At 67.5% G+C, this 17,409-nt stretch carries 19 protein-coding genes; 11 read left to right on the forward strand and 8 right to left on the reverse strand.

Going from position 1 to position 17,409, the window contains the following annotated elements; translation table 11 throughout:
• Positions 1–97: 97 nt before the first annotated feature.
• Positions 98–559: a nuclear transport factor 2 family protein gene (locus ACWDUN_RS13770; RefSeq protein ID WP_449929412.1), complete on the forward strand. Its 462-nt coding sequence runs from the start codon at positions 98–100 to the stop codon at positions 557–559.
• Here the strand turns inward: ACWDUN_RS13770 and ACWDUN_RS13775 are convergent.
• From ACWDUN_RS13775 to ACWDUN_RS13785, 3 genes are all read right to left on the reverse strand, one after another.
• Positions 486–1,736 carry an MFS transporter gene (locus ACWDUN_RS13775; protein WP_449929414.1) on the reverse strand — a complete coding sequence of 417 codons (1,251 nt, stop codon included), beginning with the start codon at positions 1,734–1,736 and terminating at the stop codon, positions 486–488. The genes ACWDUN_RS13770 and ACWDUN_RS13775 overlap by 74 nt on opposite strands.
• 46 nt (positions 1,737–1,782) lie before the next feature.
• The gene (locus ACWDUN_RS13780) at positions 1,783–2,664 is read right to left on the reverse strand and encodes a LysR family transcriptional regulator (RefSeq protein ID WP_449929416.1); all 882 of its coding nucleotides are present in this window, start codon (positions 2,662–2,664) and stop codon (positions 1,783–1,785) included.
• A 272-nt stretch (positions 2,665–2,936) separates the two neighbouring features.
• A complete protein-coding gene (locus ACWDUN_RS13785; protein ID WP_449929418.1) occupies positions 2,937–4,076 on the reverse strand; it encodes an acyl-CoA dehydrogenase family protein in 1,140 nt (379 codons plus the stop codon).
• An 89-nt stretch (positions 4,077–4,165) separates the two neighbouring features.
• Here ACWDUN_RS13785 and ACWDUN_RS13790 point away from each other — a divergent pair, with 89 nt between their 5' ends.
• Positions 4,166–4,750, forward strand: coding sequence for a TetR/AcrR family transcriptional regulator (locus ACWDUN_RS13790; RefSeq protein ID WP_449929420.1), 585 nt, complete (start codon positions 4,166–4,168; stop codon positions 4,748–4,750).
• Here the strand turns inward: ACWDUN_RS13790 and ACWDUN_RS13795 are convergent.
• The 4 genes from ACWDUN_RS13795 to ACWDUN_RS13810 form a co-directional block, all read right to left on the reverse strand.
• Positions 4,747–5,598: an EamA family transporter gene (locus tag ACWDUN_RS13795; RefSeq protein ID WP_449929422.1), complete on the reverse strand. Its 852-nt coding sequence runs from the start codon at positions 5,596–5,598 to the stop codon at positions 4,747–4,749. The genes ACWDUN_RS13790 and ACWDUN_RS13795 overlap by 4 nt on opposite strands.
• Positions 5,599–5,668: 70 nt before the next feature.
• Positions 5,669–7,090, reverse strand: coding sequence for a Re/Si-specific NAD(P)(+) transhydrogenase subunit beta (pntB, locus tag ACWDUN_RS13800; protein WP_449929424.1), 1,422 nt, complete (start codon positions 7,088–7,090; stop codon positions 5,669–5,671).
• A gap of 41 nt (positions 7,091–7,131) precedes the next feature.
• A complete protein-coding gene (locus ACWDUN_RS13805) occupies positions 7,132–8,655 on the reverse strand; it encodes a Re/Si-specific NAD(P)(+) transhydrogenase subunit alpha (RefSeq protein WP_449929426.1) in 1,524 nt (507 codons plus the stop codon).
• Positions 8,656–8,790: 135 nt separating this feature from the next.
• On the reverse strand, positions 8,791–9,810 hold the full coding sequence (locus tag ACWDUN_RS13810) for a magnesium transporter CorA family protein (protein ID WP_449929428.1): 1,020 nt from the start codon (positions 9,808–9,810) through the stop codon (positions 8,791–8,793).
• Positions 9,811–10,101: 291 nt separating this feature from the next.
• On the opposite strand from ACWDUN_RS13810, the gene ACWDUN_RS13815 reads away from it, so the two are divergent.
• From ACWDUN_RS13815 to ACWDUN_RS13840, 6 genes are all read left to right on the forward strand, one after another.
• A complete protein-coding gene (locus ACWDUN_RS13815) occupies positions 10,102–10,527 on the forward strand; it encodes a hypothetical protein (protein ID WP_449929430.1) in 426 nt (141 codons plus the stop codon).
• 82 nt (positions 10,528–10,609) lie between these two features.
• Complete coding sequence (locus ACWDUN_RS13820; RefSeq protein WP_449929432.1) at positions 10,610–10,960, forward strand: hypothetical protein; 351 nt, start codon at positions 10,610–10,612, stop codon at positions 10,958–10,960.
• 33 nt (positions 10,961–10,993) lie between these two features.
• Positions 10,994–11,608: a DUF3159 domain-containing protein gene (locus ACWDUN_RS13825; RefSeq protein ID WP_449929434.1), complete on the forward strand. Its 615-nt coding sequence runs from the start codon at positions 10,994–10,996 to the stop codon at positions 11,606–11,608.
• A 144-nt stretch (positions 11,609–11,752) separates the two neighbouring features.
• On the forward strand, positions 11,753–12,616 hold the full coding sequence (locus ACWDUN_RS13830; RefSeq protein ID WP_449929435.1) for an ABC transporter permease: 864 nt from the start codon (positions 11,753–11,755) through the stop codon (positions 12,614–12,616).
• Positions 12,613–13,653: a taurine ABC transporter substrate-binding protein gene (locus tag ACWDUN_RS13835; protein ID WP_449929437.1), complete on the forward strand. Its 1,041-nt coding sequence runs from the start codon at positions 12,613–12,615 to the stop codon at positions 13,651–13,653. Before ACWDUN_RS13830 ends, ACWDUN_RS13835 begins: the two co-directional genes overlap by 4 nt.
• On the forward strand, positions 13,634–14,422 hold the full coding sequence (locus ACWDUN_RS13840; protein ID WP_449929439.1) for an ABC transporter ATP-binding protein: 789 nt from the start codon (positions 13,634–13,636) through the stop codon (positions 14,420–14,422). Before ACWDUN_RS13835 ends, ACWDUN_RS13840 begins: the two co-directional genes overlap by 20 nt.
• A gap of 118 nt (positions 14,423–14,540) precedes the next feature.
• Here the strand turns inward: ACWDUN_RS13840 and ACWDUN_RS13845 are convergent, their stop codons facing one another.
• The gene (locus tag ACWDUN_RS13845) at positions 14,541–14,651 is read right to left on the reverse strand and encodes a hypothetical protein (RefSeq protein ID WP_019514171.1); all 111 of its coding nucleotides are present in this window, start codon (positions 14,649–14,651) and stop codon (positions 14,541–14,543) included.
• 140 nt (positions 14,652–14,791) lie between these two features.
• Between ACWDUN_RS13845 and ACWDUN_RS13850 the strand changes: the two genes are divergently transcribed.
• From ACWDUN_RS13850 to ACWDUN_RS13860, 3 genes are read left to right on the forward strand one after another with little or no spacing between them, the layout of a single operon-like run.
• Positions 14,792–15,445 carry a TetR/AcrR family transcriptional regulator gene (locus ACWDUN_RS13850; protein ID WP_449929444.1) on the forward strand — a complete coding sequence of 218 codons (654 nt, stop codon included), beginning with the start codon at positions 14,792–14,794 and terminating at the stop codon, positions 15,443–15,445.
• Positions 15,442–16,218 (forward strand): SDR family oxidoreductase, encoded by a 777-nt coding sequence (locus tag ACWDUN_RS13855; protein ID WP_449929446.1) that lies wholly within the window; start codon positions 15,442–15,444, stop codon positions 16,216–16,218. Before ACWDUN_RS13850 ends, ACWDUN_RS13855 begins: the two co-directional genes overlap by 4 nt.
• A 49-nt stretch (positions 16,219–16,267) precedes the next feature.
• Complete coding sequence (locus ACWDUN_RS13860; protein ID WP_449929556.1) at positions 16,268–17,404, forward strand: ferredoxin reductase; 1,137 nt, start codon at positions 16,268–16,270, stop codon at positions 17,402–17,404.
• Positions 17,405–17,409 lie beyond the last annotated feature (5 nt).

Consider the following 17,409-nt stretch of genomic DNA (forward strand, 5'->3'; position numbering starts at 1 on the left):
AAGTCCATGACGGCCACGATATGCCACTAAGTTAGATAACTGAAACCCCGGCCTCGGGTGCCGGAACAATCCTCGGGCCGTCCGCGTCTGACACGTCATGACCGAAAGCCGTCCGCCCGCGCCCCCGTTCACCCACGAGACTGCGGTGCAGAAGGTCCAGGCCGCCGAGGACGCCTGGAACACCCGCGACCCGCACCGGGTCAGCCTCGCGTACACGCACGATTCGGTGTGGCGCAACCGTGACCAGCACATCATCGGCCGCGAGCAGATCGTGGCCTTCCTGACCGCCAAATGGGAGCGCGAACAGAACTACGTACTGCGCAAAGGCCTCTGGTCATTCAGCGACAACCGGATCGCGGTGCGGTTCCATTACGAGTGGCACGACGCCGCCGGGCAGTGGTTCCGCAGTTACGGCAACGAACTATGGGAGTTCACCGGCGAGGGACTGATGGCGCGCCGTGAGGCGAGCATCAACGACGTGCCGATCACCGAGTCGCAGCGGCGACTGTTCGGTCCGCGGACCGATGCTGATCGCGGCACGGATTTCCCAGTCTGGTGAGGGCCAGCGTTCCGGCCAGTACGGCGAGCCCGATGACGACGCCGGCCACCGCGGTCCAGCCCGCCGCGTCGAAGGCGACGCCGCCGAACCAACCGACGGCGCTCGATCCCGCGTAATAGAACAGGTTGTACAGCGCCGAGGCCTGCGCCTTGTTGGCACCCGCGGCGGCACCGACCCAGCCCGACGCGACGGCGTGTGCACCGAAGAAACCTGCGGTGGCGATCAGCAGGCCGACGAGCACCACCATGAGCTGTGAGCTGATGGTCAGCGCGGTGCCGACGACCATGGTGGTGATCGATGCCAGCAGCACCGGTTTGCGTCCGAACCGGCCCGCCTCGGCGCCGGCCCTGGCCGAGGCCCAGGTTCCGGCCAGGTAGGCCAGGAAGACGAGGCTGACCGTGGTCTGCGGCAGGTCGAACGGCGCGGCGGACAACCGGAAACCCAGGAAGTTGTAGATCGCCACGAAACCGCCCATCAGCAGGAAGGCCTGGCTGTAGAGCACCAGTTGGCGGGGTGAGCGCAGATTCTCCAGCAGGCGTCGGCCCAGGCCGCTCGCGCGGGCGGGACGGAAGCCGCGCGCCGGCGGGGCCAGTTTGACGAAGGCGAAGGCCGACAGGCCGCAGAGCACGGCGACGGTCACGACACCGACGCGCCAACCGGCGAACTCGGCGACCGGACCGGTGATCAAGCGTCCGGTCAACCCGCCGATGGTGCTGCCGGCCACGTAGCTGCCCGCGGCCCGGGCAGCGTGGCCGGGATCGATCTCCTCGGACAGGTAGGCGATGGCGATGGCCGGGACCCCGCCGAGCATCAAGCCCTCAAGGAAGCGGCCCGCGAGCAGCAGCTCGGACGTCGAGGCCAGCGGTACGAGCAATCCGAGAAATGTTGCGGCCGTGATGGATAGCGTCATCGCCTGGACGCGACCGATGCGGTCCGCGAGCGAGGCCCACGGGATGACGCCGATGGCCAGGCCCACGGTCGCGGCCGATACCAGCAGGGCTGCGTGTGCGGCACCGGTGCCCAGGTCGGTGGCGATCATCGGCAGTACGGCTTGCGGTGAGTACAGCTGGGCGAATGTCGCGACGCCGCCGAAGAACAGCGCGGCCAGCAGACGCCGGTATTCGGCTGAGCCACGCGAATGCCCCGGCCAGTTCGTGGGGGTCAGGGTCGTGGTCACCCGGACGAGGTTAGGACTGCGGTTGCGATTCGTCCAATGTATGGAGTTACGTCAGTTCATGAAGATTATGCATGACGAAGTCGGCCATGCGCGCCGCCGCGGGCGACAGTTCCCGCTCCGGGTTCCAGGTCAGGCCGAGCTGACGTTTGGCCGACTGTTCGGTCAGCGGGACATAGGCCGCACCGGTGTCGGCGCGGTCCGGATGGGGAATCGGTACCACCGCGACGCCGAATCCGGCCGCCACCAGACCCTCCACCGTCGGGATCTCCATCGCCTCGAACACTACCGACGGGCTGATACCCGCGGTCGCGCACAGTTCGTCGGTGAGCTGTCGTAGGCCGAAGCCGGGGCGCAGGGCGACGAACGGCTCGTTGCCGGCGTCGGCGAGGCGGATCCGGCTGCGGGTGGCGAACCGGTGGTCGCCGGGTACGGCCAGGCACAGCCGTTCCACGTACAGCACCCGCCAGGGATACCCGGTGGGGCGCGGTGACGTGATCGCGAGGTCCACATGCCCGCCGCTCAGTCGATCCAGGATGTCGAGTGTCGCGCCCTGGAACAACTCGAACTGCACGCTCGGCGCCTCGGCGCGGAAGCGGCGCAGCAGTTCGGGCACAAAGCCACCGGCCTGTGAGTGCAGGAAGGCCAGTCGTACTGTGCCGGTGTCCGGGTTGCGCAGCGCCGCAATGCGTTCGGTGGCGCTGGTGATCTCGCCGATGCTGCGACGCGCGTGCTCGAGCAGGATGGCGCCGTAGCTGTTCAGCTGGAGTCGACGGTTGACGCGGTCGAACAGCGGTGCGCCGACGCGCGCCTCCAGCCGGCTCAGTGCGCGTGACAGGGTGGGCTGGCTGATGCCCAGTTCGGCGGCGGCGTCGGTGACATGCTCGGTCTCGGCGAGGACGACGAACCAGTGCAGCTCGTCGAGGTCCATACCGGGATTCTAAATTGGTTGGCTCCTGCTGTGCCGCTACCACCACACCCAGATCCACCACGGCGGCTGGCAGGTTTACCTCGGCCCCGATCGGCATCCCTGGTTCATCCCACCACACGACCCGACCGGACCCGAACCAGCGCACCTGCGCTCGCATGCCCGCCGCACCATGACCGACCTACCGGCCGCCGCGTAACCCAAGCCTCAGTGCACCTTGCAAACTACACAGTGAACCCTGGCCGGGCCGCGGCTGCCGAGATCGCGTGGCGTGGCTACGCGGTGAGTCCACGGGCGATGACCAACCGTTGAATCTGGTTGGTGCCCTCGAAGATCTGCGTGATCTTGGCTTCCCGCATGTACCGCTCCACCCGGAGGTCGCGGGTGTAGCCGACCCCGCCGAGCACCTGCACGGCATCGGTGGTCACCTTCATGGCGGCGTCGGTGGCCACCAGTTTGGCCACCGACGCCTGGGTCGAGTACGGCAGCCCGAGGTCGCGGCGCCGCGCGGCATCCAGATACGTGGCGCGTGCGCTCACCACCGCGGCAGCCATATCGGCCAGCACGAAGCCCAGTCCCTGATGGTCGATGATCTTGCGGCCGAACGTCGTTCGCTCGTGGGCATACCGTGTCGCCTCGTCGAGGGCGGCCTGGGCGATGCCGACGGCCACGGCGGCAATGCCGAGGCGGCCTGAGTCCAGCGCCGAGAAGGCGATCGAAAGCCCTTGTCCCTCAGTGCCGATCAGGCGGTCGGAGTCCAGGCGGGCGTTGTCGTAGAACGCGGCGGTGGTGGGCACGGCGTGCAGGCCCATCTTCTCCTCGGGCTTGCCGAAGCTCAGTCCGTCGAGATCGCCGGGAACCAGGAAGCAGGAGATGCCCTTCGACCCCTCGCCGGTACGCGCGAACAGCGTGTAGAAGTCGGCGACCCCACCGTGAGTGATCCAGGCCTTGGAGCCGTTGAGCACGTAGGCGTCACCATCGGCAACCGCGGCGCAGCGGAGCGCGGCCGCATCGGAACCGGCCTGCGGCTCGGACAGGCTGTACGCGCCGATCTGCTCGCCGGAGAGCATGCCCGGCAACCATCGGGCCTTCTGCTCCTCGGAGCCGAACGCCAACAGCGGATGCGAGGACAGGCTGTGCACGCTGACGGCCACCGCGACCGCGGCCCACCGGGCCGCGATCTCCTCGAGCACCTGCAGGTACACCTCGTAGGGCTGGCTGCCGCCGCCCCATTGCTCGGGCTGGGGCAGGCTCATCAATCCCGCGGCGCCGAGCTGAGCGAAGACCCCCTCGGGGTAGGTCTCGGCCTTCTCGTGCTGGTCGACGATCGGGTCGAGCACCTTGTCCGCGATATCACGGGTCAGGGCGATCAGTTCGGCGGCGTCCTCGGTGGGGAGCAGGCGGTCGACGGGCACTGGTGTCACCTCTCGCAAAGCAGTACTCATGACGGAGTCGCAGTATCGTCCAAAGGGTACTGGAGGATCGCCTGCAGTACTATTGCTGAATGTCCGAGCTGGTAGACGGTGGTTTCGCCACCCGGCGGCAGACCAAATTATTCGATGATCTGCTGGTGTTGTTCCTGGCCGACGGCTTCAGCCGGTTGACCCTTGACGAGATCGCGGCCCGCCTGCGTTGCTCGAAGTCCACGCTGTACGCCCTGGCGTCCAGCAAGGACGAGCTGGTCCGGCGGGTCACCGTGCACTTCTTCAAACGCGCCACCGCCGCGGTGGAGGCGACCCTCGCCGACACCGCGACCGCGAGGGATCGCGTTGCGGCGTATCTCACCGCGGTCGGGACCGAGTTGTCCGTCGCATCCGAGGCTTTCATGGCGGACATGAACGCGTTCGCGCCGGCCCGCGAGGTCTACGAAGCCAATACCGCTGCGGCCGCCGCGCGCGTGCGGCAACTGATCGAGGAGGGTGTCGCCGCGGGCACGTTCCGTGATGTCAACGCCGCCTTCGCCGGCCACCTGATCGCCACCATGATGGTGCGCATTCAGCAGCGCGAGGTCACCGGGGCGACCGGCCTGAGCGATGCCGAGGCCTATACCGAATTGGCGACACTGCTGACCAACGGCCTGCGTACCTAGCCTCCGACCGGTCCGGGCGCCGGTTGCTGCCCGCCCGCGCTGACGACCAGAGCCGCCATGACGAGCACAATTCCGGCGATCTCCGCCGCCGTCGGCACCTGCCGCAGCATCACCGCACCGACCAGCGCCGCCGTCGCCGGCAGCAGGGCAAGCAGCAATGCGAAACGGGCCCGGCTGATCCTCGTCAACACGAACTGGTCGAGCGCATAGGGCACCGCCGTGGACAGCACGCCCACCCCGAGCCCGAACAGCCACGTCCGCGGCTCGGCGAAAACCGTGGCGTCCGACAGCAATTGCCCGGACAGCAGCGGCAGCGCCAACACCACCGCCGCCACGCCCATCCCGACTGCCAGCGAGTCCAGCCCGGCACCTGCGTCGGCGACCCGCTTACCGAGCAGGATGTAACCGGCCCACAACGCCGCCGCAAGTAGCGCGAATCCGACACCGGGCAGGTCGGCGTCGACCTGCACCCCGGCCAGCAGCACCACACCACCGGCGACCATGACGACCGCCAGGATGTCGCGTGCCCTCCGCGACCCGAGCGTCGCCACCGCCACCGGTCCCAGGAACTCGATGGCGACCGCGGTGCCCAGCGGAATGCGCGCGATCGCCGCGAAGAACGCGACATTCATGGCCACCGTCACGATCCCGAACCCGCTGGCCACTGCGATACCGCGGCGCGTCCACGTCTGTCGCCATGGCCGGCGCCATGCGATGAGCACCAGCGCCGCCGCGGCGGCGCGCAACCACGCGACGGCGGCGGGATCGGTCGTCTGGAAGAGAAAGACGCCCACCGCCGCGCCGATGTACTGCGATATCGCACCGGCGATGAAGAACAGCGGGACCACCGCCAAAACCTATGCCCCGAAACGCGAGATGGCCGCCGCGGGTGCCCGCAGCGGCCGTCTCCGGTGCGGATTACAGCGCGGCGTTGATGGCGTCGACGCGGTCCTTGGCGTCGCCGAACAGCATCTGGGTGTTTTCCCGGAAGAACAGCGGGTTCTGCACACCGGCGTAGCCCGACGCCATGGAGCGCTTGAACACGATGACGTTGTCGGCGTTCCACACCGTGAGCACCGGCATACCCGCGATGGGGGAACCGGGGTCCTCGGACGCCGCGGGGTTGACGGTGTCGTTGGCGCCGATGACGAGCACGACGGTGGTGCCGTCGAAGTCGTCGTTGATCTCGTCCATCTCCAGCACGATGTCGTAGGGCACCTTGGCCTCGGCCAGCAGCACGTTCATGTGCCCGGGCAGCCGCCCGGCGACGGGGTGGATGCCGAAGCGCACCTGCACACCGCGGTCTCTCAGCTTGCGGGTCAGATCGGCGACGCCGTATTGGGCCTGGGCCACGGCCATGCCGTACCCGGGGGTGATGATCACCGAGCTCGCGTTCGACAGCAGTTCGGCCGCGCCGTCGGCGGTGATCTCGCGGTGCTCGCCGTAGTCCTTGTCCTCGGCGGGGCCGGCCTCGATGCCGAAGCCTCCAGCTATTACCGAGATGAAGGAGCGGTTCATCGCCTTGCACATGATGTAGGACAGGAACGCACCCGAGGAGCCGACGAGGGCACCGGTGATGATCAGCAGATCGTTGCCCAGCAGGAAGCCCGACGCCGCGGCCGCCCAGCCGGAGTAGCTGTTGAGCATCGACACCACCACCGGCATGTCGCCGCCGCCGATGGACGCGACCAGATGCCAGCCCAGCAGCAGCGCCAGCACGGTGACCGCGATCAGCAACCACAGCTGCGGGTCGATCACGAACCACACCGTCAGCGCGAAGAACACCAACAGTGCACCGACATTGAGGAAGTTCTTACCGGGCAGCATCAGCGGTGCGGACTTCATGCGCGCAGACAGCTTCAGGTTCGCCACGATCGACCCGGTGAAGGTGACCGCGCCGATGAAGACGCCGATGAACACCTCGGCGGAGTGGATGCCGAGCATGCCCTCGGCGGCCAGATGTGCGGCCTCGGCACCGTCGAGGTGGGCCTCCACATGCAGGTAGCCGTTCCAGCCGACCAGCACCGCGGCAAGGCCGACGAAGCTGTGCAGCAACGCGATCAGCTCGGGCATGCCGGTCATCTCGACGATCTTGGCCCGCCACAGGCCGATTGCCGCACCGATGGCCATGGCACCGACCAGCAGCGCGAGGCCGAGCGGTTCGATACCGCGCCCGATGGCCAGCACCACGGTGGCGATCAGCGCCACCGCCATGCCCGCGATGCCGAAGGTGTTGCCGGCCTTGGACGTTTCGTGTTTGGACAGGCCCGCCAGGGCCAGGATGAACAGCAGCGCCGCGACCACATAGGCCGCGGTGGCCGCGGTTTCCAGAGAAAGCATGGGGGATCCGTTCGGAGAAAGTCGTGAAAGTGGGGGCAGCTCTAGCTGCGGGAGAACATCGCGAGCATGCGGCGGGTCACGGCGAAGCCGCCGAAGACGTTGATGCTGGCCACCAGGATCGCCACACATGCCAGCACCGTGATGGCCAGATCACCCTGGCCGATCTGCAGCAGCGCGCCGACGACGATGATTCCCGAAATGGCGTTGGTCACCGACATCAGCGGGGTGTGCAGCGCGTGGTGCACACCGCTGATCACGTAGTAGCCGATCACGATCGCCAGTGCGAACACCACCAGGTGCACCTGCAGCGCGGCCGGCGAGATCGCGATCAATGCGAACAACGCGGCCGCGGCGGCGAAGGTCAGCCCCAGTCGGCGCTGGGCCGACATCGGCGCCTTGGGCGCGGGCTTCTCGACCGGGGCGGCCTTGGCGGCGGCCGGCGCCGCGGACACCTGCACCGGTGGCGGCGGCCAGGTGGTCTCACCGTCGCGCACCACGGTCACCGAACGCTGCACCACGTCATCCCAGTCGAGGGTCAGCTGACCGTCCTTGCCCGGGGTCACCAATTTGAGCAGGTTGACCAGATTGGTGCCGTACAGCTGCGATGCGGTGGCGGGCAGGCGGCCGGCCAGATCGGTGTAGCCGATGATCGTCACCCCGTTGGCGGTGACGACGGCCTGATCCTTGACGGTGCCCTCGACGTTGCCGCCGTTCGACGCGGCCATGTCGACGATGACGCTGCCGGGCTTCATCGAGGCCACCATCTCGGCGGTGATGATGCGCGGGGCGGGCTTACCCGGGATCAGCGCGGTGGTGATGATGATGTCGACGTCTCGGGCCAACTCGGCATACAGCGCGGCCTCGCGGGCCTTGTAGTCCTCGCCCATCTCCTTGGCGTAGCCGGTGGCCGACACCTCGCCGGCGTTCGGGTCCACCGACACGTACTCGCCGCCCAGTGACTTGACCTGATCGGCGACCTCGGGCCGAGGGTCGGTGGCCTTGACCACCGCGCCCAGACTGCCGGCGGCACCGATGGCGGCCAGCCCCGCCACACCGGCGCCGACGACGAGCACCTTGGCCGGGGGCACCTTGCCCGCCGCGGTGACCTGGCCGGTGAAGAACCGACCGAAGCTGTGCGCGGCCTCGACCACGGCGCGGTAGCCGGCGATATTGGCCATCGAGGACAGCACGTCCAGTGACTGGGCCCGCGAGATACGCGGTACCGCATCCATGGCCAGCACGGTGATCGGCCGGGCGGACAGCTTCTCGACCAGTTCGGGCTTCAGCGCCGGGGAGATCAGGCTGACCAGCGTCGCGCCGTCTTTCAGCGCGGCGATCTCGGTGTCATCAGGGGCGTTGACCTTGAGTACCACGTCGGCCGACCAGGGAGCACCTATCTGTGCGCCGGCTTCTACATAGGCGGTATCCGAGAAGCTGGAGGCCTCGCCGGCGCCGGATTCGACGACGACTGAATAGCCCAGCTTGATGATTTGGCCGACGGTCGCCGGCGTGGCCGCCACCCGCGTCTCGCCCGCGTGAGTTTCGCGCGGAATCCCGATGATCATCGGAAGAGTCTCGCATTTGCCCGGAAATTGTGTGCGTGCCCCTCGGACGGTGAGCGGTCTGCTTACATCGCCCAACGTCGGGAAACACACGAGAATCGGCGTCGCTGCGTGCGCTACCTCACACTCTTCGCGGCGCTACAGCCAGTCTCGACGGCGGAACACCACGTACAGGATGGCCACCAGCACGACGATCAGCGCCGTGCTGGTGATGAAGCCGGCTGCGGTCTCGATACCCGGGTAAAGCACGTTCTGGCCGTAGAAGCCGGTGATGGCGGTCGGTACGGCGATGATCGCCGCCCAGCTGGTCAGCTTCTTCATCACAGCGTTCAACCGGGCGTCCTGCAGCGACAGGTTCGTCTCGAACACCGTGGTCACCATGTCGCGCAACGACTCGGTCCATTCCGAGGCCCGGAGTACGTGGTCGTACAGGTCGGCGTAGAGCGGGTCGAGCTCGGGAGAGGTCCTGGCGTCGAGCCTGCGATGCTGGATGGCGCCGACGACCTCACGCATGGGCAGCACCACTCGGCGCAATTCGACCAATTCCTTGCGCAGCCGGAATGTCCTGCGCTGCAGTCCCTTATGTGGACCGCGGTCGTCGAACAGCTCGTCCTCCAGGTCCTCGATCGAGTCGTCGAGTGTCTGCACCGCGTCGAAATGCCCGTCGACGACCACGTCGAGCAGGGCGTGCACCAGCGCGCCGACGCCGTGCTGCTGGCCGCCGAGCTCATCGAAGCGCTCCGAGACGGTACCGATGTCGAAGTGGGTGCCGTTGCGGACACTGCTGACCGAGGGCAGCCGCACGGTGATCAGCCCGCGCGGTAACACGAAGGCCGAGATGCGGTGCTTCACCAGCGTCGAGGCCAGCGCGTCGTCCTGTGCGGACCCCAGGATGTCGACCGCGTATACGGTGAAGAAGGTGTGGGTGCGGTACACGGTCGCCTTGGTCCGCTCCATCGGCGCCACCGCGTCCTCGACGGCCCAGATATCGAGATGCAGCTCGGCGGCCAGCGCCTTGAGCGCGTCGTGGTCGGGATCGTAGATATCGGCCCAGACCAACTGGTCGTCGGCGGCCAGACACTCCGAGATGCCGTCGAAGGTGAACTCGTCGTCGCGGGGTTCGCCGTTGCGCCACAGCCGGCCGGTCACCTTGGTCACCCGGCCATCATTCACCCGGGCAGGCGGCCTTCAGGAAACAGACAGGCTGATGTCACATGATTTCGGGGTACACGCCTGACGAAGGAGTGGCATGTCCGATATCGAGACCATGGTCGTCATCATCGCGGCGCTTGTTGCCGTCGCGGTCGTCGTGACATTGATCGCGACAGCGCCCAAGGGGCGCGACAGGTACCGCCGCTGAGCCTGGGGGTTTCGGTCTCCGTTCGGCTGGGAACTCGCAATTAGCGCACGCGTCGATAAGCGTGGATCCGTTCTCAGCAAGGAGCGAAGATGTCTGACACCAGCACACTATGGATCATCATCGCGGTGGTGGTCGTCGCCGCGATCGTCGTGGGCCTGGCCCTCGTCGCGCGCAAGAAGCGGCGCCGGGTCGAGGCGCAGAAGATGCGGACCGAGCTGGAAGGCGAGCGCGAACAAGTCGCCAAGCGGCAGGCGCTGGCCGACGAGACCGACGCCCGTGCGCGGGCGGCGGCCGCCGAGGCGGAGGCCAAGGCGGCCGAGGCGCGTCGCCTCGCCGAGCGGGCCACCTCGCATCAGCAGACGGTGGCCGAGCACCAGGAGGATCTCGACAAGCGCCGCCAACACATCGACCGCATCGACCCGGACGTCAAGACGCGCAAGCGCGATCGAGGTGATGACGAGCCCGACCGGCAGGTGATCAACGAGCCGCCCCGACGCGTCGAGAACCCTCGTTAGGCGGTCTCGGTTGCGCAGCGAACACGTATCGACATGGGACGACGGGTCCCCTGAGGTGTCGGACGGACCGACCATGTTCTGCATGGAGATGGTGATCGAACGCGGCAAGGCTCGGTGCCCCTTCTGTGTGGCCGTGGCCGACTACCGCTTCATCGAACGGGAACGCGATCTGGTGCGCTATGAGGTGCACTGCGACGGTTGCGGACAGCGATACCGCGAGAAGCTCGGCGTGGCAGCGCCGAATCTGCCCGTCCTCGTCGACGACTGGGTGCCCGTCGAAAGGCAGCCGGGAGTGCCATTGTCAGAACGGCTGCGGGCCGGTATGGCGGCCGCCCGAGCACGGTCGCTGGCGCTGTCGGGCTCGGCGGCCGGGGCTTGGCAGGGGCTGCGGGCGCGGCGCCGGGATGCCGCCCCGGCCGAATCCGTCGTCTGATCGGGGCGTTTTCGTTCGGTACCCTCGGCGGGCATGACGGATGCTCCGCTCGATGGTCTGCTGGCTCGCGCGGGTGGCGTCCGCGGATTGATCTATTCGGGGCTGCCGGTCACGGTCTATGCCGTCACCGCCGCCCTGGCCGGACGGGTGCCGGCGGTCGTTGCCGCGGTGAGCGTCGCGGCCGCGGTCCTCGTCTGGCAATTGGTGCGGCGAGAGTCCCTGCGGCCGGCGCTGTTCGGGTTCGTCGGCGTCGCGGGCTGCGCCGGGCTGGCTCTGGTCACCGGCGAGGCGAAGGACTTCTACCTGCCCGGTATCTGGATTGCGCTGGTCGTGGCGGTCGCGCTCACCACCTCGATTCTGCTGCGCCGCCCGCTCGTCGGCCTGGTCTGGGCTTGGATGACCGGACGCGACGGTAGCTGGCGCCGGGTGCCGCGGGTACGACTGGCCTTCGATGTGGTGACGGCGGTGATGGCGGTGGTGTCCTGGTCGCGGTTCGTCGTCCAGTACCACCTGTACGACAGTGACCAGGCCGAACTGCTGGCCGTCGCACGGTTGGCGATGGGGTGGCCGCTGTTCCTGGTGACCTCCGCGGCGCTGGTGATCGCGGTCCGGTACGCCATCCGGGTCATGCCGCGGACCGTGGCATAAGACTCACGGCGATTTCAGATCTTCACCGCCGGCACGCGCCCCGGTAGCAATACCCGGGTGAACCGAACGCGGGCCGACCTCGAGTGCTGTTGCTGCTGAACGTCTCCCGTCAGCCGCAACCCAGCAACAGAAAGTCGGGCAGCCGTGTCTGTCTTCGTCGATATAGCGCCCGGTGAGTCGTCCACCGACTCGCCGCGTCCCGCCTCGCCCCGCAACCGGTTTCGCGCCATGCTCATCAAGGCCGGGCTGCCGCTGTTGTCGGTGTTCGTCTTCTTCGCCGTCTGGCAGGCGGTCGCCGCAGCGGGAATCTGGAATCAGACCTTCGTTCCCTACCCCAGCACCGTGTGGCGCGCGTTCGTCGACGTCTCCACCACCCACGACGGCGTGCGCGGGTACGCCGGATACCTGCTGCACGAGCACCTTTACATGACGCTTCGCCGGGTGCTGGCCGGCGTCATCATCGGTGTGGTTCTCGGCGTCCTACTCGGACTGGTGATGGGATCGGTGAGCTGGCTGCGCAGCGTCTTGGAGCCCTGGCTGACCTTCTTGCGGGCGTTGCCGCCGCTGGCCTACTTCTTCCTGCTGGTCATCTGGCTCGGCATCGACGAGGCCCCCAAGATCACCCTGCTGGCGCTGGCCGCGCTGCCGCCGGCCGCTGTCGCGACCACCGCGGCCGTCGTCGCGGCCCCGGTCGGTCTGCAGGAGGCCGCCCGTGCGTTGGGGGCGACCCGCACCCAGGTGATCCGCGATGTGGTGGTGCCCTCGGCGCTGCCGGAGACCATCACCGGGATCCGGTTGGCGGTCGGCATGGCTTACTCGTCGGTGGTCGCGGCGGAGTTGTTCAACGGCATCCCCGGTGTCGGCGGATTGGTCAAGGACGCAAGTAATTACAACAACACCCCGGTTGTGTTGGTCGGGATCTTCGCCATCGGGTTCTCGGGCCTGGTCATCGATGGATTACTGCGGGCGCTGGAACGGCGTGCCGTCCCTTGGAGAGGAAAGATATGAAGTTCAGGTCTCTACTGATCGCTGCGGCAAGCGTTCTCGCGGTCGCCGGTTGCGCAGTGGACAACTCCGGGTCCGACGGCGGTGGCGATGCCGACAAGCCCACCCTGCGCATCGGCTACCAGACCTTCCCCAGCGGCGACCTGATCGTCAAGAACAACAGGTGGCTGGAAGAAGCGTTGCCGGACTTCAACATCAAGTGGATCAAGTTCGACTCGGGCGCCGACGTCAACACCGCGTTCATCGCCAAGGAACTCGACTTCGGTGCGCTGGGCTCCAGTCCGGTGGCCCGCGGTCTGTCCGCTCCGCTGAACATTCCGTACAAGGTCGCTTTCGTGCTGGACGTCGCCGGTGACAACGAGGCGCTGATCGTGCGCAACGAGGCTGACGTCAACACCATTGCGGAGCTGCGCGGCAAGCGGATCGCAACCCCGTTCGCCTCCACCGCGCACTACAGCTTGTTGGCTGCGCTGTCACAGAATGGTGTGTCTCCCAATGATGTTCAGCTGATCGACCTTCAGCCGCAGGCCATCCTGGCGGCCTGGGACCGCGGTGACATCGATGCCGCCTACACCTGGCTGCCGACACTTGATCAGCTACGCGAGACCGGCAAAGACCTGATCACCAGCCGCCGACTGGCCTCTGACGGCAAGCCGACCCTGGACCTCGGTGTTGTCGCCGATGAGTTCGCGCAGGCGCATCCGGAGGTGGTCGACACCTGGCGCGAACAGGAGGCCCGCGCGCTGGACATCATCAAGGACGATCCGGCGGCTGCCGCCAGGGCGATCGCCGCCGAGATCGGCCTGCCGGAGAGCGAGGTGACCGGCCAGCTCAAGCAGGGTGTGTACCTGACGCCGGCCGAGGTGGGCTCGCCCGAGTGGCTGGGATCCGAAGGCGCGCCCGGCAATATCGCCACCAACCTGCAGAGTGCGTCACAGTTCCTGGCCGACCAGAAGCAGATCCCGGGGGCGGCCGATCTGAAGACGTTCCAGGACGCCATCTACGTGAAGGGACTTCCCGATGCGATCACCGGCAGCTGACGGACGACGCGGCCTGCGGATCGCCAACGTCGCCCACCGCTACGGCAGCGGCGCCGACGAGGTGACCGCGCTGGGCCCGGTGGACCTCGATGTGGAGCCCGGCGCGTTCCTGGTCCTCGTCGGTGCATCGGGATGCGGCAAGAGCACGCTGCTGCGGCTGATCGCCGGATTCGAGTCACCCAGCGAAGGGCAGGTGCACGTCGGCGGATCGGCGCCCACGCCGGGGGTGACCTCCGGCGTCGTCTTCCAGCAGCCGCGGCTGTTCCCGTGGCGCAGCGTCGGCGGCAACGTGGATCTGGCCCTCAAGTATGCGGGGGTGCCGCGCGAGCAGCGCGCCGAGCGCCGCGATCAGCTACTCGAGCGGGTGGGACTGCAGGGCACCGCGGGCCGCAGGATCTGGGAGATCAGCGGCGGGCAGCAACAGCGCGTGGCGATCGCCCGGGCGCTGGCGGCCGAGACACCGCTGTTCCTACTGGACGAACCCTTCGCCGCGTTGGACGCCCTGACCAGGGAGCGGCTACAGGAGGACGTGCGTCAGGTCAGTGCCGAGTCGGGTCGTACGACCGTCTTCGTCACGCACAGTGCCGACGAGGCGGCATTTCTCGGGTCGCGCATCGTGGTGCTGACCCGGCGCCCCGGCAAGATTGCCTTGGACTTGCCCTCGGAGCTGCCGCGCACCGGTGTCGGCGCCGACGAGTTGCGGCGATCTCCGGAGTTCGTGCGGCTGAAGAACGAGGTCGGCGAGGCGGTCAAGGCCGCCGCGGCCTGATCGGTTGGCCCGCGAGTGACCGCAAACGGTCATCGATCCCGGCGTGTCGATGTCCAGACACGGTCGCTCGCGGAAAAGAAAAGGCACCCGTACGCGGGTGCCTTTTGTTGCAGGTTCGCTAGACCGGCGGGTAGGCCGGCGGCGGGTACACCCCGCGCAAACCCCAGGCCAACCAGCTGAAGAAGAACTCGCCCTCGTCACTGATGTCGTAATCGGGATTAGGATCCATAGTCGCCTCCGCAGCAGCCCTGTTTGGCAGGAGTCTAGTCCCAGTAGCCGATCCCGGGACAGCCAAACCATCTCATTGCCTACACTGGCCAACCAGTTGATTGGTACCGGGCACGCCCGGTCTGCAGATAGTGAGTAGCCATGTCCACCGAATCCGCATCCCCCGGGGTGTCCAACGGCTCGACGCGGCGCGACGAATTGCTGGCCGTCGCCGCCAAGCTGTTCGCCGCGCGCGGTTACCACGGCACCCGGATGGATGACGTGGCAGACGCGGTCGGACTGAACAAGGCCACCGTCTACCACTACTACGCCAGCAAGTCGCTGATCCTGTGGGACATCTACAAGCGCACCGCCGACTTCACCGTCGACGCGCTGCACGACGATCCCACCGCCTCGGCGCGCGAAACCATCTATCACTTCACCCGGCGCCTGCTCACCGGCATCGCCAATGACCTGGAGGCCGCCGCCGTCTACTTCCAGGAGGGCCCCTACATCTCCGAGTGGTTCACCGAGGAGCAGGTCGGCTACATCCGCAAGGCGGAGGCGACGGTGTACGAGCATGTCCGCGACGTCATCGACCGCGGGATCGCCAGCGGCGAGTTCTACGACTGCGACTCCCACGTGCTGGCGCTCGGCTATATCGGGATGACCCTCGGCGCCTACCGGTGGCTGCGGCCGCACGGCCGACGCACCGCCCAGGAGATCGCCGTCGAGTTCAGCACCGCGCTGCTGCGCGGCCTGATCCGCGATGAAACGGTCCGCAATGAGCAGCCCCTCGGTGGCGCCGACAGATGACCGATCTGTTCCGACTCGACGGCAAGGTCGCCGTGGTCACCGGCGGCGGTCGCGGCATCGGCGTGATGATCGCCCGCGGACTCCTGCAGGCCGGTGCGGCCAAGGTGTACCTGTCGGCGCGCAAGGAGGCCGAACTCGCCGCCGCGGTCGACGAACTGTCGCCGCTGGGTGCCGTCGAGGCCATCCCCGCCGACCTGGGCACCGCCGAGGGAGTGCAGGCCCTCACCGCCGCGCTGACCCAGCGCGAGGATGCCATCCACGCGTTGTTCAACAACGCCGGCGCCAACTGGGGTGAACCGTTCGACACCTTCCCCGAGTCCGGTTTCGACCGGGTCTTCGACGTCAACGTCAAGGGCGTCTTCATGCTGACGCGGGCGCTGGTGCCGCTACTGACCGCCGGGGCCACCGACGACGACCCTGCCCGAGTGATCAACACCGGCAGCGTCGACGGTTTCCACATCCCCGAGCGTGGCCGCAACAACTTCTCCTACGCCGCCAGCAAGGCCGCCGTGCACGCGTTGACTCAGCACCTGGCCGGTGAGCTCGCCCCGCGCATCCTGGTCAATGCCATTGCGCCGGGCCTGTTTCCGTCCCGGATGACCAAGGTGCTGCTCGCCGCCGGGGAGGATGCGGTGGGCGCGGCGCTGCCGCTGGGTCGTGTCGGTCAGCCCGATGACATGGCCGGTATCGCGGTGTTCCTGGCCGGCCGTGCCAGCAGTTATGTCACCGGCACGGTGATCCCGGTGGACGGTGGAGTCAGCACCATCCGCTGATCACGAAATCCAGGTGTGAGATCCGCCGCACGTGGGTAGTTGGGTGTACATGTGTTCACTTAACTTCCGCGGGCTAGTGCGCTGGAGTGAAGCACCCGCACGCGACGTCGCCACCGCGACCACACCGAAGATCAACTTGCTGCGCGGGCTGGCGGCCCGCGTCACCACGCCGCTGCTGCCGGACGACTATCTCAAGATGCTCAACCCGCTGTGGACGGCTCGTGAGCTGCGCGGCGAGATCGTCGAGGTGCGCCGGGAGACCGAGGATTCCGCCACCGTCGTGATCAAACCCGGGTGGGGTTTTTCGGTCGACTATCAACCCGGCCAGTACGTCGGCATCGGCCTCCGGGTCGACGGGCGCTGGCACTGGCGTTCCTACTCGCTGACCTCGGTGCCCGAGCGCGACGGCAAGCAGATCTCGATCACCGTCAAGGCGACCCCGGAGGGATTTCTGTCCACCCACCTGGTGAACGGCGTCGAGCCGGGAACGATCGTTCGCCTGGCCGCGCCCAAAGGCGACTTCGCCCTGCCGGACCCGCCGCCGACGAAGATGCTGCTCGTCACCGCGGGCAGCGGGATCACCCCCGTGATGGCAATGCTGCGGTCGATCGAGCAGCGTGGCCAGACCGCCGATATCGTGCACATCCACTCCGCGCCGTCACCGCAGGACGTCATCTTCCACGACGAACTCGTTGCGTTGCAGGATCGGCGGGCCGATTACCGCCTGCACCTGCAGATGACCGACCGGATGGGGCATCTGGACTTCGACGACCTGGACAAGATCGTTGCCGATTGGCGCGAACGCCCCACCTGGGCATGCGGGCCACCGGCGATGCTCGACACCGTCGAGCAGGTGTGGACGGCCGCCGGCGTGCCCGAAAGCCAATTGCACATGGAACGTTTCGTCATCGCCCGCACCGACAAGGGTGGTGAGGGCGGCACCGTGACCTTCGCCATCTCCGACAAGACCGTGCAGGTAGACGGCGCCACCTCGCTGCTGGAGGCCGGCGAACAGGTGGGCATCCAGATGCCGTTCGGATGCCGCATGGGCATCTGCCAAACCTGCGTCCTGCCATTGGAATCCGGGCACGTGCGTGATTTCCGCTCGGGCACCGAACACGGCGAGGGTGACCGCATCCAAACCTGCATCTCGGCAGCGTCCGGGAACTGCACCATCAACGTCTAGGAGGT

This window comes from Mycobacterium sp. NPDC003323 (assembly GCF_053589535.1).

Bases quoted from the DNA above. Each gene is read 5' to 3' on its own strand.
- ACWDUN_RS13770 (WP_449929412.1), top strand. From the start codon at position 98: ATGACCGAAAGCCGTCCGCCCGCGCCCCCGTTCACCCACGAGACTGCG.
- ACWDUN_RS13780 (WP_449929416.1), bottom strand. From the start codon at position 2,664: ATGGACCTCGACGAGCTGCACTGGTTCGTCGTCCTCGCCGAGACCGAG.
- ACWDUN_RS13790 (WP_449929420.1), top strand. From the start codon at position 4,166: ATGTCCGAGCTGGTAGACGGTGGTTTCGCCACCCGGCGGCAGACCAAA.
- pntB (WP_449929424.1), bottom strand. From the start codon at position 7,090: ATGCTTTCTCTGGAAACCGCGGCCACCGCGGCCTATGTGGTCGCGGCG.
- ACWDUN_RS13805 (WP_449929426.1), bottom strand. From the start codon at position 8,655: ATGATCATCGGGATTCCGCGCGAAACTCACGCGGGCGAGACGCGGGTG.
- ACWDUN_RS13815 (WP_449929430.1), top strand. From the start codon at position 10,102: ATGTCTGACACCAGCACACTATGGATCATCATCGCGGTGGTGGTCGTC.
- ACWDUN_RS13820 (WP_449929432.1), top strand. From the start codon at position 10,610: ATGGAGATGGTGATCGAACGCGGCAAGGCTCGGTGCCCCTTCTGTGTG.
- ACWDUN_RS13825 (WP_449929434.1), top strand. From the start codon at position 10,994: ATGACGGATGCTCCGCTCGATGGTCTGCTGGCTCGCGCGGGTGGCGTC.
- ACWDUN_RS13835 (WP_449929437.1), top strand. From the start codon at position 12,613: ATGAAGTTCAGGTCTCTACTGATCGCTGCGGCAAGCGTTCTCGCGGTC.
- ACWDUN_RS13840 (WP_449929439.1), top strand. From the start codon at position 13,634: ATGCGATCACCGGCAGCTGACGGACGACGCGGCCTGCGGATCGCCAAC.
- ACWDUN_RS13845 (WP_019514171.1), bottom strand. From the start codon at position 14,651: ATGGATCCTAATCCCGATTACGACATCAGTGACGAGGGCGAGTTCTTC.
- ACWDUN_RS13850 (WP_449929444.1), top strand. From the start codon at position 14,792: ATGTCCACCGAATCCGCATCCCCCGGGGTGTCCAACGGCTCGACGCGG.
- ACWDUN_RS13855 (WP_449929446.1), top strand. From the start codon at position 15,442: ATGACCGATCTGTTCCGACTCGACGGCAAGGTCGCCGTGGTCACCGGC.
- ACWDUN_RS13860 (WP_449929556.1), top strand. From the start codon at position 16,268: ATGTGTTCACTTAACTTCCGCGGGCTAGTGCGCTGGAGTGAAGCACCC.